The sequence below is a fragment of the Polynucleobacter nymphae genome, from assembly GCF_018882155.1.
GTDB classification, from domain to species: domain Bacteria; phylum Pseudomonadota; class Gammaproteobacteria; order Burkholderiales; family Burkholderiaceae; genus Polynucleobacter; species Polynucleobacter nymphae.
This window is the reverse complement of record NZ_JACVPA010000001.1, coordinates 23268-37234: the sequence shown is the minus strand read 5'-3', so window position 1 is coordinate 37234 and position 13967 is coordinate 23268. Positions and strand designations below refer to the sequence as shown.

The window sequence follows — 13967 nt, the reverse complement described above, 5'->3', positions numbered from 1 at the left end:
GTCCTAGTGATTCGTTCTAATTAGTCTAGACCTGGCAAGCGAGCCAAGGCTGTATTGGTTGCAAACACGGTATCGCCAACGCTAACCATTGGTACAGCAGTCAGCGGCAAATACACATCCACTCTTGAACCAAAACGGATGAAGCCATAACGCTCACCTGCTTTCAAGCGGTCACCTACATGGATATAGCAAAGAATCCGACGTGCAATTAAACCGGCAACTTGTACCAAGGTCACTAACTGGCCATTAGCATCGATGACAACGGCATTACGCTCATTCTCAGTAGATGCTTTATCCAAATCTGCATTCACAAACTTGCCCGGGAAATACTGAATATCTTTCACCACTCCATTCACAGCACTGCGATTGGAGTGAACATTAAAGACGTTCATGAAAACACTAATTTTGAGAGCTTCGCGACTAGCATAGGGGTCGTTGGCTTTTTCTACTACGACAATTCGACCATCAGCGGGAGATAGGACTAAATCACGACCAATGGCAGGAATACGTTGAGGATCGCGGAAAAACTGTAGAACAAAGATAAAGATAATCCAGAGTGGCCATGACCATGCAATACCACCTAAAAAGTGGACTAATAAAGCCAAAGCCCCCACTAGTGCCAGATATGGCCAGCCTTCTTTCGCAATAATGGGGTGTGGATACATCATCTTTGTTCTAAGCCTTTTATAGAGCTACGATTATTTAAATGCTTAGTTCTTGGTTTGGTCTACTAACTTATTCTTAGCAATCCAAGGCATCATTGCGCGCAACTTAGCGCCAACGATTTCAATTTCATGCTCAGCGTTCAAGCGACGACGAGACATCAAGGTTGGAGCACCTGCTTTGTTTTCTAGGATAAAACTCTTTGCGTATTCGCCAGTCTGAATATCTTTTAAGCACTGGCGCATTGCATTCTTAGTTTCTGCAGTCACGATACGTGGGCCCGTCACATACTCACCATACTCAGCATTATTAGAGATGGAGTAGTTCATGTTCGCAATGCCACCCTCATAGATCAAATCAACAATCAACTTGAGCTCATGTAAGCACTCAAAGTAAGCCATTTCCGGAGCATAGCCAGCTTCAACCAATACTTCGAAGCCAGTTTTGATAAGGTCAACTGCGCCCCCACAAAGAACAGCTTGCTCACCGAATAAGTCAGTTTCAGTTTCTTCACGGAAGTTTGTTTCGATGATGCCAGCGCGGCCACCGCCGTTAGCAGTTGCATAGGACAAAGCAACATCACGAGCAGAACCAGATTTATCTTGATACACAGCGATCAAATGAGGTACGCCGCCACCCTGTGAGTAAGTGCCGCGCACTGTGTGTCCGGGCGCCTTAGGAGCGATCATGATGACGTCCAAATCAGCGCGTGGCTGAACTTGACCGTAGTGAATGTTAAAGCCATGAGCAAAAGCGAGTGCAGCACCCTGCTTAATATTGCCATGTACTTCTTTAGCATACACCTCACCAATTTGTTCATCAGGCAACAACATCATGACAATATCAGCATCTTTAACTGCATCAGCAACTTCTTTTACTGTCAAGCCAGCATTAGCAGCCTTACTCCAAGATGCGCCACCTTTGCGTAAACCAACAGTGACGTTAACGCCAGAGTCCTTCAGGTTCAATGCGTGTGCGTGGCCTTGTGAACCGTAACCAATGATGGTGACTTTTTTACCCTTAACGAGGGACAGATCAGCGTCTTTATCGTAAAAAACTTTCATGCTATTTCCTTGTGTTGATATATATATTTGTTACTTAATAAATCAGTTAAAAAAATTAAACCTTGAGAATGCGCTCACCGCGTCCGATACCAGAACCGCCTGAACGCACCGTTTCGAGAATCGATACACGATCGATCGATTCAATAAATGCATCTAACTTAGCGCTATCGCCGGTTAGTTCGATGGTGTAACTCTTGTCCGTCACATCAATAATGCGGCCGCGGAAAATATCAGTTGTCCGCATAAGCTCTTCACGCTCTTTACCAACAGCGCGCACCTTGATCATCATGAGCTCACGCTCAATATGAGGACCCTCGGTCAGATCAAACACCTTCACTACCTCTACGAGGCGGTTCAAATGCTTAGTGATCTGCTCAATCACGTCATCAGAACCAATAGTGACAATCGTCATGCGGGATAAAGAAGGGTCTTCAGTAGGCGCCACACTTAAAGATTCAATGTTGTAGCCGCGCGCCGAAAATAGACCGACTACTCGCGACAATGCACCTGGTTCATTCTCAATCAGAATGGAAATAATGTGTCGCATTAAAGGTCCTCGCTCCCCAGCAGCATTTCAGTAATACCCTTACCCGCTTGAACCATTGGCCAAACGTTTTCTTCTGGGTCGGTTTGGAAGTCCATAAACACAGTGCGATCTTTCAGACGGATAGCTTCCTTGAGCGCGCCCTCAACATCAGACTTCTTCTCAATCAACATACCAACGTGACCATAGGCTTCAGCCAACTTCACAAAGTCTGGTAAAGAATCCATGTACGAGCTGGAATAGCGCTTGTTATAGGTAAGCTCCTGCCACTGACGAACCATTCCTAGGTAACGGTTATTCAATGAAACGATCTTGACTGGGGTGTTGTATTGCTTACAAGTCGAGAGCTCTTGAATACACATCTGAATCGAACCCTCGCCAGTGATAGCGAAAACATCCGTATCTGGGAATGCCTTCTTGATACCCATGGCATAAGGCAAGCCTACGCCCATTGTGCCAAGGCCACCAGAGTTAATCCAACGACGGGGCTTATCAAACTTGTAGAACTGAGCAGCCCACATCTGATGTTGACCTACATCAGAGGTAATAAAGGCATCGCCACCAGTCAGTTCATATAACTTCTGTACAACGTATTGCGGCTTCACGATTTGAGAAGCTTCGTCGTACTTTAAGCAATCCTTTTTACGCCACTCATTAATCTGCTCCCACCACGCGGCAACTTTCTCACCGTTTTTACGTGGGCCAGCAGCCTTGAGTTGCGCAGTCATTTCCTGCAACACCTCTTTGAGGTTACCAACAATGGGAACATCAACCTTCACGCGCTTAGAAATCACAGAAGGATCGATATCAATATGAATAATTTTGCGCGGATGGCTTGCAAAGTGAATGGTGTTGCCAATCACACGGTCATCAAATCGCGCGCCAATCGCAATCAACACATCACTGTGTTGCATCGCCATATTGGCTTCATATGTTCCGTGCATACCAAGCATGCCAACAAATTGCGGGCTACTTCCAGGAAATCCACCAAGGCCCATCAAGGTATTGGTCACTGGATAACCTAACAAGTCAGCAAATTCTTTCAGCTCTGGCGCTGCATCAGCCAAAATCACGCCACCACCGGTATAGATGTATGGGCGCTCTGCCTCCTGCAATAGGGTTACTGCCTTGCGGATCTGACCACTATGCCCCTTCACTACAGGGTTGTAGGAGCGCATCTCCAAGGTTTCTGGATAAACAAATGGACCCTTAGCCGCAGAGATATCTTTCGGAATGTCGATTAATACTGGACCTGGACGACCGGTCTGCGCAATGTGAAAGGCTTTCTTCAAAACCAAAGGAAGATCTTTTACATCTTTTACTAAGAAGTTGTGCTTCACAATTGGACGAGTAATGCCAACCGTATCGGCTTCTTGGAAAGCATCTTCACCGATGGCATACGTTGGTACGTTACCGCAGAGGATCACCATGGGGATCGAGTCGGTATAAGCAGTCGCTATTCCAGTAACCGCATTGGTTACCCCTGGACCAGATGTGACTAATGCAACGCCAACCTTTCCGGTTGCACGTGCATAACCATCGGCCGCATGAACTGCTGCCTGCTCATGGCGCACAAGAATGTGTTCGAACTTGTCTTGTTTAAAAATTTCGTCGTAGATAAAGAGAACTGAGCCGCCTGGGTAACCCCAAACGTATTCAACCCCTTCTTTGTGCAAAGCTTGCACAATCATCTCTGCACCAATGATTTCTGGAGGTGCGGCTACGGTATTTGGATTTGCTGAGTCTTTATTAGCTTTAGAGGCTAAAAATTCGGCGCTGCTTGTATTCATTTTCTTTCGTCCTTTGCAATTTTCGGCAAAAAATTGTTTGGTCTGTTCTATCTCTTGCTTATGGCCCGAGTTCGAACGGCGCTGCTACCGGAAAAACCACTTCGTAAATGAGAATCTAGGTAGTAAGCCTTATATTCTATAGCAATCCCCTAAAATAGCCCAATTCTTACCGATTCAGGTCTAATTCAACGCATGGCATCAGCCCAAGAACTATCTGATTTTCTAAGCAGTGTAGAAAAGCGCGCATTCAAGCAAGCGATCTATGCCGTGCGTGACGAGGATGCTGCCTTAGATATTGTTCAAGACGCCATGATCAAGTTGGCAGAAAAGTACGGTGATAGGCCGGCAGCAGAACTGCCCTTGGTATTCACCAGAATCTTGCAAAACCGAATTCATGACTGGTTTCGACGTCAAAAGGTTAGAAACGCCTGGGTCACTCTCTTTTCCAATATGGGCAAGAAAACGGATGAAAACGATGATTTTGACCCTTTAGAGTCACTTTCAGCTCCGGATGACAGTGAAATTCACCAAGACGGAGCCCAAAAGCTTGAACAAAGTCAGCTTTTACAGGCTTTGGAGTCAGAAATTGCTAAATTACCTGTACGTCAACGAGAAGCCTTCCTGATGCGTTATTGGGATGAGCTAAGTATTACTGAGACCGCTAAAGCAATGAGTTGTAGTGAAGGAAGTGTCAAAACCCATTGCTCTAGAGCCACACAAACCCTAGCTAAAGCATTGAAATTAAAAGGAATTACGCTGTGAAACACCAAGATAAGCAATTTACTGAGACCCAAGCAGACCAATTTGGCCGTGCTAGTGCCGCCCTTCTGAGCCAGAGTGCTCAGAGCCTGCCTGCTGGCATTAAAGACCGCCTCCATGCTGCCCGCATGAAGGCCCTTGCTGTCAGAAAAGCAGAAAAAGTGCTGATTAAGAAACCTGCATTTGCTGGGATTTCTGGCATTACTGCTAACTGGAATGCTGGATCTAATGGAGTTTGGGACACAGTAGGTTGGATGGCACCACTAGTCGTTTTAGTATTTGGACTCATTGGCATTGCCCAATGGCAAGATGATTCACGTATCAACGATATCGCCGAAGTAGATGCAGCACTATTGTCCGATGACGTCCCACCAGACGCCTATGCAGACAGTGGCTTTTTGGCCTTTCTTAAAAATGGCCCTCTATCTGATTCTGGCAATGATGCTTCAGACTCAGTGCAAAGCAAATAATTTCACACCAATAGATGTTACGTAAACCGAAGTCATTGATTGCTAGCGCTTATACAGCGCTGGTCATATCTATATTTGGTTTGAACATCTCTTCTGCTCTAGCACAATCTGCGCCAAGTGCTGCCCATGGAAAACCTGCAGCCATTCCAGAAAAGAAACCGGATGGCACATGGGAAAGTCTGAAGCCCTCCCAGCAACACATTCTGGCTCCGCTGGAAAGTGATTGGGATTACATGCTCCCTGATAGCCGTAAGAAGTGGATGCAGGTAGCCAATATCTATCCTAAGATGAGCGAACAAGATCAACAACGTTTGCAATCACGCATGACCAGTTGGTCAAAGCTTTCTCAAAAAGAACGTCGTATTGCCCGTGAAAACTATTTAAGCAGTTTGAAGTTTCCTGCTGAGAAAAAAGCAGAAGCTTGGACTGCTTATCAAAAACTGAGTGATGAGCAAAAGAAAAAATTGGCTGATACCCAAGTTAAGAAAAAGCCAAGCGCTATTAATGCGCCTACACTACAGCAACATACAGTTAATCTAACAGGTACTCCTCCACCGCCTACACCCAATCCTAGAAGCATACCGACCGCAGAAGCTACGCCCGCCCCCGAAGGCGCTACAGTTAATAATTAGATTTTTCAACCCACTCTAAAGCAGTGTTATGACGCCCGCTGAACTCAGCGCATTACCCTCCCCGCAATTTTGGCGCCGTGTTTCATGCTGTATGTATGAGCAACTCGTGCTTCTTGGGGTGATTGCTCTGACCTTTCTACTCCCTAATCTTGCTCTAGGCGTTTTGTTTGGAGCATCACTGCCAAGTTGGCTCAGCTTTTTGTATCTCTATACCGTCTTAGGAATTTACTTTGTTTGGTATTGGACAAAATCGGGTCAGACATTGGCTATGCAAACCTGGCGCATTCGGATGATCGATCAAAGGGGGTTCACCCTCAAAAGACGTCAAGCCATATGGCGCTACATCTATGGCTCTCTCTGGATCATCCCCTGCGTTCTATTGCAGTGGGCATTTCATTTGGAGAAATGGCAGATTATTGAGATGCTCTTTACGGTAGCGCTCTTTTTTTGGCCTCTCACGATTTATCTAGATCGCAAAGCGCCATTACAACGTCAGAGTTGGGCTGATCGCTTTGCAGGCACCCGCCTCGTTGAACTACCTAAAAACTTAGTAACTCTCTCTTAAGCATTCAATCGCAGTAGCGGCTTGGATTTTTTTCCCAAAGCGGTAGCCTGCAGCTTGGCAAGCAATGACTCCAAAACAGATTCCCATAAAGAGTGCTTGCCCAAAGGCGTTAAATTCAATCTCCATCACATAGCGTCCTAAAGCCCAGGCAGCCATTCCGGCAGCAAGCCCTGCTAAGGTGCCAGCAACTAAACCAATCACTAGTAGCTCAAGGCGAGCAATGTTAGCCAATGTTTTACGTGATGCGCCAATGGCTTTTAACAATGCTGCATTTCGAAAGCGCTCGTCTTGAGTGGCAGAAATGGCAGCCATGAGGACCAAGACTGCAGCGGCGATGGTAAATGCAAACAACAAGCCCAATGCAGCGGAGAGTTTATTTAAGACATCTTGTATCTGCTTTAAAGAGGCGGACACATCAACGACGGTCAGATTGGGATAGGCCTGACTCATCTGATAATCCAGGGCTTCTTGATTTGGAGCTTGATAGTAGGAGGTAATCCAAGATTGTGGTGAGCTACTCAATTGAGCAGGAGGCATGATCACAAAGAAATTCACTCGCATGGATCCCCAGTCCAATTTACGCAGCGAAGTAATGGGTGCAGTAATTTTCTCACCTGCTACTTCAAAAGTAAGTTGATCGCCCAGCTTGAGCTTTAAGGTTTTAGCAAGCCCGGTTTCCAAGGAGATTTGCGGGGTATCACCTGCGATCCATTTACCATCCGTAATCCGGTTACCTGGCGGTAATTGATCGGTATAGGAGAGATTAAATTCTCGGCCTACTAAACGCTTGGCATTGTCTTCGACAAAATCATTCGGAGAAATGTCACGTTCATTCATCGCCACTAAACGGCCTCGTACCATGGGATAAAACTCTGGTGTTGGTACGCCAGCATTGACTAGAGACTGGGTAATGTCTGCTTTTTGCTGGCCCTGTACATTAATCATGAATCGATTAGGTGCATCTGCTGGGATATTGCCTTGCCAAGTACTCAGTAAATCTTGGCGTAATAATAAAATCATCAACAAAGCCATCAAGGCAATACCGAGTGAGGTAATTTGCATTACTGCATAACCTGAACGTCTGCTTTGTGCAGTGATCGCAAAGCGAATAGCAAAGTTCTGTGTCGCAATTTTGCTCAAGAGCTTGAGAACTAGCCAAGCGCAGCCAGCAAAAACGATTAATGCACCACCAAAACTCAGGCCTGCCCAAAATGCCAGCTTCCAATCACGTGCCGCAAGTGCGATCAACATCGCTGCTGTACCCAAGCCAAAGATCGCAACCCAAATAGAGGAGCTATTAATGCCTTCGAATTCTTTACGGATGAGTCGTATCGGCGAAACCTTGACCAAGGCAAATAGTGGTGGCCCGGCAAAGCCAATCAATAAGAACCAAGCAAAAAGTGAGCTCCACACAATTGGCCATATCGAAACACTAGGCAAGTTTGTCAAAATCAAATTACCCAATAAGAAAGTCAGCACTAGTTGAACCAAATAGCCGAGAGCGGACCCTAAGGCGGCAGCTAAGATACCTAAACTAAGAATCGTGGTGATTTGTTTTTTCAGAATGATGGCTGCAGTAGCACCAAAACATTTCAGGACAGCACAACCATCAGCTTGTTTCAGCGCATAACGGCGGGCTGATAAAGCAATGGCCACTGCTGCAACCATCGCCGTTAAGACCGCTATTAAAGATAGGAAACGCTCTGCTCGCTCTAAGGTCTTGCGCATAACGGGTTGAGCATTTTCGAGTGTCTCAATTCGTAAACCGCGCAGCCCCTCAGAATCAATGTAGCCCTTTGCCCATTTTTCATAAGATTGCACTTGCTCATCAGGGCCGGCTAGAAGCAATCGATAAGTTACCCTACTACCAAGACCGATCAAACCGGTAGCTGGTAAATCCTCTAATGCCATCATGACGCGCGGGGCAAAGTTCATAAAGCCAGCACCACGGTCAATTTCACGCTCGAGTACACCTGCAATCAGAAATGTTTTCTGTCCTAGGTTTAGTTGATCACCCAGCTTTGCTTGCAAACTTGCCAACATCACTGGATCGATCCAAACAGAACCTGGGGGTGGGCCCGAATTAAACGTGGAGTTATTTGACTGAACCTGCAGTGCACCTCGTAATGGGTACAGTGGGCTGACTGCTTTTAAGGAGGCTAACTTGCTATGTGTTCCCACTGTTGCCATGCTAGGGAAGACAATAGTTTGGGCAACTTGTAGCCCGCTATTACGCGCCTCCACCATAAAACGCTCTGGCAATGGTTGATCTGACGCAATCAGAACATCAGAGGCTAGTAATTGACGGGCGTCAAACTGAAACGCCCTTTGCATCCGATCAGCCAGGAAGCTGACACTGGCTAAAGCAGTTACTGAAAGTGTGAGTGCTACAAACAGCCAGGCTAACTCATGAGAGCGTAGCTCCTGCTTTAAACCCCTCAAGAAGCTTACGAATGACTGTTTCAAATTGCCTGAATCTGGCCGCCATCTACGCGCATGACGGTACCAGTAATAAAGGATGCATTCTGGCTAGCCAAAAAGGCAGCGGCATCACCATACTCTTTGGGATCACCATAACGCCCCATCGGAATCTGTCTCAAACTCGCCTTCACAACCTCTTCATAAGAAATATTTTCGCGCTTTGCTCTTGCCTCATCCAATTGGCGCAAGCGATCTGTTGCTACACGACCAGGCATGATGACATTCACAGTAATGCCTTCGTGAGCTACTTCAGCAGCCAACGTTTTAGACCATGCCAGCAATGCCGCACGCAAGGTATTTGATATTGCTAAATTTTTAATCGGGGCAATAGCACCCGAAGTAGTGCTAGTAATAATACGGCCCCATTTACGCTGACGCATACCCGGTAAAACGCGATCGGTAATTGCGATGAGCGATAAGACCATATCGTTAAAACTTTTTTGCCAGAGTGCAGGATCTTGTCCAGCAGCTGGGGTTGGCGGTGGTCCACCCGTGTTATTAATCAAGATATCAATTGGCCCAAGCTCTTGTTCTACTTTTGAAATCAGGCTATCAATCACAGATGCATCAGCAAGATCCCAGTTCAAGGCCAAGGCCGTTCCGCCAGCAGCTTGTATGAGTTCGACCGATTTTTGCAAACCTTCTGAACTACGACCAGTGACGGCAACCTTTACGCCCTCACGTGCTAATGAGACTGCCATTGCTTGCCCCAAACCACGGCTAGATGCCATAACCAATGCGACTTTACCTTTGATTCCTAAATCCATTCTATCTCCCGGATCACTATTTATAGATACTGCTTATTTTCCTTTTACTGTCCTAAGGGCTTAGGCAGATTAGCAGCATATTTATCTAACTGAACCTCGTACTCCTTCAAAATCTCAGCAAGCGCCTGCTGCTGCCCCAATGCCAACGAGCCCGGTGTATTGTCTTTGAGAGCAATTCGCTTGGTATAGCGATTAGTACCAATGATAGGGTTAGTCTTTCCAGCATTTTCAACAGTTAAGAAAAACTCAATACTCACTACGGCCTCTGGTCTAACGCGATAGTCTCCATAGAATTCATTCACGCTTGCCTGCAAGGTGTAATACGGAAAGAAGCTATTACTCTGCCCTACGGCTGCAGAGAAAATACCTGACTGATTGATCCATTGGCGCTCTGCATTCGAAATCATTTCAGCGGGAAGTACCGTATAGACGTTATAGAAATCTTTTTCAAAGCGTTGATCACTCAAGCGGTAAACCAAAGATCTACCATCGTACGGCGCTGAGACAGAAACAGAACCGATCTTGAGCCAATAGTTTGTGCGAGCCTTCAGGGGCGTACCACTGCGTTCAGGATTGACCATGAAGCTAGTAGGAGTCACGGGGCCACGAGTTGGCAGTGAGCAGGCAACCAGACCGAAAAATACTGTGGATATCAGAATGTGCTTGATCATTTTTGAGCTCCAGATTGTCCTTGCGTACCATTTAACGGAGGCACTATTCTTGGCGGTGGTTCACCCCAAATCAAACTCGACGGAGATTGGCTTGCGATGCGACTGAACTCATTCAGATTCTCAGTCGTTTGCTTCAAGTTTTCAACCGTTGTAGCAGTATCGCCCTGGATAGTCGTCACAGTTTGGCGCAAGGACACAATAGTGCCTATCAGTTCGCGCATGAGAATATTGAGCTCCTCTTTGTCAGTGGCCTTAGCAATGCGCTCAAGAATGACATTCATTGATTGAACGGAACGAGCCAGGCCCTCATTGCCCTTACCATCCCCAGCCAATAAAGTATTAAGACTAACCAAGAGTTGATCAATATTGGCATTATTTAACGCAGTCACAAATTTCTGGAGACCCATAATGATTTCATCTGCCTGATTTGGGAGCGATGGAATGACGGGTTCGGCAGGCTGCCAGTCGTACGGCAGTGGCTCGTAGTCAGAAGCCCCATTAGAAAAATCAAACTCGACATAATTCACGCCTGTAATGCCCATAGACTTCACGCGTGCCCGTAGATTATTTTTTACAAAATCCTCAATCTGCTCTTCGGTCAACTTATCACCAAAGATTTGCATCCGCACGACCACATACTGTAGGCGCTTCTCAAACGGGCGGTCTTTTTCATAAATGTCACCAGAAAGCCCAATCAAAGTCACCTGCCCGACCTTCACGCCTCTAAAGCGGACTGCAGCGCCAGTATCCAATCCCGTCACAGACTGTTTGAGATAGGTTTCTACCATGAAGGATTTTTTAAATAACTGCCCTGATCCAAAGATCAAAATAATCGCTATTAGCACTCCGATTGCGGCAAGCACAAAAACGCCTAAACGAAAATAATTTGGATTTGAGTTATTGCTCATGCGGCTTCCTTGCTCATCATGCGATTAAAGAATTGATGCACTCTTGGGTCGGGACTGCTATCTCTTAGTACTTTTGGATCGCCTTGGGCAATGATGCCTTTAGCGCCCTTATCCAACATAATTACCTTGTCTGCAATGGCATAGATACTGGCCAGCTCATGCGACACAATTACAAAAGTAATGCCTAAATTTTTAGAGAGGTCCAGAATCGTACTATCTAGATCAGCTGAAGTAATTGGGTCCAAGCCTGCTGAAGGTTCATCCAAGAACAAAATTTGAGGATCTAGAGCCATCGCTCTAGCAATTGCAGCACGCTTTTGCATACCACCGCTAATCTCATTAGGCATATAAGATTCATAAGGCAATAGGCCTACTAGATCCAACTTACAACGTGCCAACAAGTCCATCTGATCTTGAGTTAGGTTGGTGTATTCCTGCATAAATAGGGTGACGTTATCTAATAAATTCATGGAACCAAATAAAGCACCCTGCTGATACATCACACCAAAGCTAGTCATAATCTTTTGGCGCTCTGCACCAACTGCAGTAGTAATGTTTTGATCTTCAATCAGTACATTGCCAGCTAAGGGTTGATGTAAACCAAAGAGGTTTGTGAGCAAGCTAGATTTACCGCAACCAGACCCACCCAGAATGACAAATATTTCGCCGTAGTTCACTGAGAAGTTGAGGTTTTGGAGCAGAATATTTGAGCCATAACCTACGGTCAAATTCTGCACATCAATGGCGAGTCCGTTCTTGTCCATTAAAAGCCCGTCTTATAAGAGATATAAGCAAAAATACCATCCACTAAAACAATCATCACAATACTACTGACCACTGCACGCGTAGCGGAGATACCCACTGCCGCAGCACCAGTGCCTGTTTGCATGCCACGCAGGCAACCCACAGCAGAAACTACCACGCCAAATAAAGTGGCCTTAATGAGTCCAGAACCAATATCTTCAATCGTCACTGTCTGCAACATTCCGTTCCAGAAATTGATAAATGGAATGTCATACGCCAGCATCGTTACCATCGAGGCAAAGATACTCACGATGTCAGCGTATAAAGTCAGTATCGGCATAACTAAGATGCCAGCGAGCACCCGGGGCACTACTAAAAAACGAATTGGGCTCAGGCCGCCAGTAACCAAGGCATCAACCTCATTATTCACAGTCATCGTGCCAATCTCTGCAGCAAATGCAGCAGATGAACGGCCTGCCAATAAGATGGCAGTAATCAGAGGGCCCATTTCACGGACGACTCCCAATGCAGCAAGAGGGCCTACAAAAGAGACCGCGCCAAATTGCTTCATGCCAATAGCTGCCTGAAAAGATAAAATGACCCCGATCAAAAAAGATACTAAGCCGACGATCGGCAATGCAGCAATACCTGCTTGGACGGCAGCATTCACAAAATCACCCCAGCGCACCTGGTTTGGATGGCATAATGACCAGAAAAGATCAGCTGCTAAATGTCCAGTAAACGTGATTAGGCCCTTGGCATCATCTAAGAGGTTTTGTGTTGCCATGCCAGTGCTTACAATAAAACCTCTCTTCGCTTTTACGGCTGGTACTGGGAATAAATTACTAATGGGATCAAATTCTTTTAACAGAGGTTCATAGCGAGGATTTAATCCCACCAGCGAAAATTGACCGCCTGCTTTTTGTTGTGCCTCCTCAATATCAATTAAAAAGGCAATCCCAGAACCATCTAGCGATGAGATGTTCGTCGCATCAAAAGTTAAGGAATGATTACCCGAGCTCTGAAGCCAGCTATTTTGTTGTGCTCGTATTTGAGTCCATACATTTTCCAGCGAATAGACATCCACTTTGCCAGTAATCACCACCTTTGCAGTTTGAGGGTCGACCAAGATCCACTTCGCAATGGAAGCACCTATGCTGGGGCTATTAATCTGGCTGGGCATTATCAGAAAATGGAGGTCTAGAAGGCTATCTGTCGGGGTTTGAATGATCTTATCCCAACTATAAGGGATCTTGATGAAGGGCTGGAGAAAGTGAAAAGGGCCTAGTTTTTCAACTAGGCCCTCAATAAGATGGTGCGGCTGGCAGGAATTGAACCCACGACCCCTTGGTTCGTAGCCAAGTACTCTATCCAACTGAGCTACAGCCGCAACAGCCATAATTATGCCATGGAAGAGAAAAACTACATTACACCCCCTGGCCACGAACGCATCAAAGCTGAGCTTCTAAAGCTCTTAAACGTGGATCGACCTGAAGTTGTGCGGGTCGTTCACTGGGCAGCCTCGAATGGCGATCGCTCTGAAAACGGGGACTATATCTACGGTAAAAAACGCCTTCGGGAGATTGATCGTCGCATTCGCTTTCTTAATCAACGTCTGGAATTTGCCGTTGTTGTTGATAATTTAGCCCGCAAAAAAGGAGATGCTGATGCAGACCAAGTCTTCTTTGGAGCAACTGTGACCTACTCTCCCTTAGAAGGATCGGAAGCCGGAAAAGAAACCATGATCACGATTGTTGGAGTCGATGAGGTGGATCTAGAAAAAAATCATGTGAGTTGGGTATCGCCGATTGCTAAAGCATTAATCAAAGCAAGGCTGGGCGATAGTGTTGTGATCCAAACGCCCACAGGACCCTGTGAGATTGAAATACGAGATGTCCAGTATCTCTAG

The 13967-nt window shown here is 46.1% G+C and carries 15 protein-coding genes and 1 tRNA gene; 5 read left to right on the top strand and 11 right to left on the bottom strand.

What is annotated here, in order from left to right:
• Nucleotides 1-20 precede the first annotated feature (20 nt).
• Genes ICN29_RS00225 through ICN29_RS00210 form a run of 4 tightly spaced genes read right to left on the bottom strand, consistent with a single transcriptional unit; the run spans nt 21 to nt 4061 of the window.
• The gene (locus tag ICN29_RS00225; protein ID WP_216128585.1) at nt 21-668 is read right to left on the bottom strand and encodes a phosphatidylserine decarboxylase; all 648 of its coding nucleotides are present in this window, start codon (nt 666-668) and stop codon (nt 21-23) included.
• Between the two features lie 42 nt (nt 669-710).
• Complete coding sequence (gene ilvC, locus ICN29_RS00220; RefSeq protein WP_216128583.1) at nt 711-1727, bottom strand: ketol-acid reductoisomerase; 1017 nt, start codon at nt 1725-1727, stop codon at nt 711-713.
• Nucleotides 1728-1782: 55 nt separating this feature from the next.
• On the bottom strand, nt 1783-2274 hold the full coding sequence (ilvN, locus tag ICN29_RS00215; RefSeq protein WP_216128581.1) for an acetolactate synthase small subunit: 492 nt from the start codon (nt 2272-2274) through the stop codon (nt 1783-1785).
• Nucleotides 2274-4061 (bottom strand): acetolactate synthase 3 catalytic subunit, encoded by a 1788-nt coding sequence (locus ICN29_RS00210; RefSeq protein ID WP_216128578.1) that lies wholly within the window; start codon nt 4059-4061, stop codon nt 2274-2276. Before ICN29_RS00210 ends, ilvN begins: the two co-directional genes overlap by 1 nt.
• A gap of 192 nt (nt 4062-4253) precedes the next feature.
• Between ICN29_RS00210 and ICN29_RS00205 the strand changes: the two genes are divergently transcribed.
• From ICN29_RS00205 to ICN29_RS00190, 4 genes are read left to right on the top strand one after another with little or no spacing between them, the layout of a single operon-like run.
• A complete protein-coding gene (locus tag ICN29_RS00205) occupies nt 4254-4823 on the top strand; it encodes an RNA polymerase sigma factor (RefSeq protein ID WP_216128576.1) in 570 nt (189 codons plus the stop codon).
• Entirely contained in the window at nt 4820-5290 is a 471-nt protein-coding gene (locus ICN29_RS00200; protein ID WP_216128574.1) for a DUF3619 family protein, read from the top strand. The genes ICN29_RS00205 and ICN29_RS00200 overlap by 4 nt, the downstream gene beginning before the upstream one ends.
• A 14-nt stretch (nt 5291-5304) precedes the next feature.
• Nucleotides 5305-5922, top strand: a complete 618-nt coding sequence (locus ICN29_RS00195) for a DUF3106 domain-containing protein (RefSeq protein WP_216128572.1) — start codon at nt 5305-5307, stop codon at nt 5920-5922.
• A 28-nt stretch (nt 5923-5950) separates the two neighbouring features.
• Nucleotides 5951-6487 (top strand): RDD family protein, encoded by a 537-nt coding sequence (locus ICN29_RS00190; RefSeq protein WP_216128569.1) that lies wholly within the window; start codon nt 5951-5953, stop codon nt 6485-6487.
• On the opposite strand, the gene ICN29_RS00185 is transcribed toward ICN29_RS00190, so the two are convergent.
• The 7 genes from ICN29_RS00185 to ICN29_RS00155 form a co-directional block, all read right to left on the bottom strand.
• Entirely contained in the window at nt 6470-8953 is a 2484-nt protein-coding gene (locus tag ICN29_RS00185) for an ABC transporter permease (protein WP_216128567.1), read from the bottom strand. The two genes, ICN29_RS00190 and ICN29_RS00185, sit on opposite strands and share 18 nt — an antisense overlap.
• Complete coding sequence (locus tag ICN29_RS00180) at nt 8950-9735, bottom strand: SDR family oxidoreductase (RefSeq protein ID WP_216128565.1); 786 nt, start codon at nt 9733-9735, stop codon at nt 8950-8952. Before ICN29_RS00180 ends, ICN29_RS00185 begins: the two co-directional genes overlap by 4 nt.
• Nucleotides 9736-9779: 44 nt before the next feature.
• Nucleotides 9780-10406: a PqiC family protein gene (locus ICN29_RS00175; protein WP_216128563.1), complete on the bottom strand. Its 627-nt coding sequence runs from the start codon at nt 10404-10406 to the stop codon at nt 9780-9782.
• Nucleotides 10403-11314, bottom strand: coding sequence for an MlaD family protein (locus ICN29_RS00170; RefSeq protein WP_216128561.1), 912 nt, complete (start codon nt 11312-11314; stop codon nt 10403-10405). Before ICN29_RS00170 ends, ICN29_RS00175 begins: the two co-directional genes overlap by 4 nt.
• Nucleotides 11311-12078 (bottom strand): ABC transporter ATP-binding protein, encoded by a 768-nt coding sequence (locus tag ICN29_RS00165; protein WP_216128559.1) that lies wholly within the window; start codon nt 12076-12078, stop codon nt 11311-11313. Before ICN29_RS00165 ends, ICN29_RS00170 begins: the two co-directional genes overlap by 4 nt.
• Nucleotides 12078-13241 carry an ABC transporter permease gene (locus ICN29_RS00160; protein WP_216128557.1) on the bottom strand — a complete coding sequence of 388 codons (1164 nt, stop codon included), beginning with the start codon at nt 13239-13241 and terminating at the stop codon, nt 12078-12080. Before ICN29_RS00160 ends, ICN29_RS00165 begins: the two co-directional genes overlap by 1 nt.
• 130 nt (nt 13242-13371) lie before the next feature.
• A tRNA-Arg gene (locus ICN29_RS00155) sits at nt 13372-13448 on the bottom strand.
• 18 nt (nt 13449-13466) lie between these two features.
• Between ICN29_RS00155 and greB the strand changes: the two genes are divergently transcribed.
• Nucleotides 13467-13967, top strand: coding sequence for a transcription elongation factor GreB (gene greB / locus ICN29_RS00150; RefSeq protein WP_216128555.1), 501 nt, complete (start codon nt 13467-13469; stop codon nt 13965-13967).

Excerpts from the sequence above, each read along its gene's own strand:
- ICN29_RS00190 (WP_216128569.1), top strand. The coding sequence starts at position 5,951 with ATGACGCCCGCTGAACTCAGCGCATTACCCTCCCCGCAATTTTGGCGC.
- ICN29_RS00170 (WP_216128561.1), bottom strand. The coding sequence starts at position 11,314 with ATGAGCAATAACTCAAATCCAAATTATTTTCGTTTAGGCGTTTTTGTG.
- ICN29_RS00225 (WP_216128585.1), bottom strand. The coding sequence starts at position 668 with ATGATGTATCCACACCCCATTATTGCGAAAGAAGGCTGGCCATATCTG.
- ilvN (WP_216128581.1), bottom strand. The coding sequence starts at position 2,274 with ATGCGACACATTATTTCCATTCTGATTGAGAATGAACCAGGTGCATTG.
- ICN29_RS00195 (WP_216128572.1), top strand. The coding sequence starts at position 5,305 with ATGTTACGTAAACCGAAGTCATTGATTGCTAGCGCTTATACAGCGCTG.
- ICN29_RS00180 (WP_216128565.1), bottom strand. The coding sequence starts at position 9,735 with ATGGATTTAGGAATCAAAGGTAAAGTCGCATTGGTTATGGCATCTAGC.
- ICN29_RS00160 (WP_216128557.1), bottom strand. The coding sequence starts at position 13,241 with ATGCCCAGCCAGATTAATAGCCCCAGCATAGGTGCTTCCATTGCGAAG.
- ICN29_RS00175 (WP_216128563.1), bottom strand. The coding sequence starts at position 10,406 with ATGATCAAGCACATTCTGATATCCACAGTATTTTTCGGTCTGGTTGCC.
- ilvC (WP_216128583.1), bottom strand. The coding sequence starts at position 1,727 with ATGAAAGTTTTTTACGATAAAGACGCTGATCTGTCCCTCGTTAAGGGT.
- ICN29_RS00210 (WP_216128578.1), bottom strand. The coding sequence starts at position 4,061 with ATGAATACAAGCAGCGCCGAATTTTTAGCCTCTAAAGCTAATAAAGAC.
- ICN29_RS00165 (WP_216128559.1), bottom strand. The coding sequence starts at position 12,078 with ATGGACAAGAACGGACTCGCCATTGATGTGCAGAATTTGACCGTAGGT.
- ICN29_RS00205 (WP_216128576.1), top strand. The coding sequence starts at position 4,254 with ATGGCATCAGCCCAAGAACTATCTGATTTTCTAAGCAGTGTAGAAAAG.
- greB (WP_216128555.1), top strand. The coding sequence starts at position 13,467 with ATGGAAGAGAAAAACTACATTACACCCCCTGGCCACGAACGCATCAAA.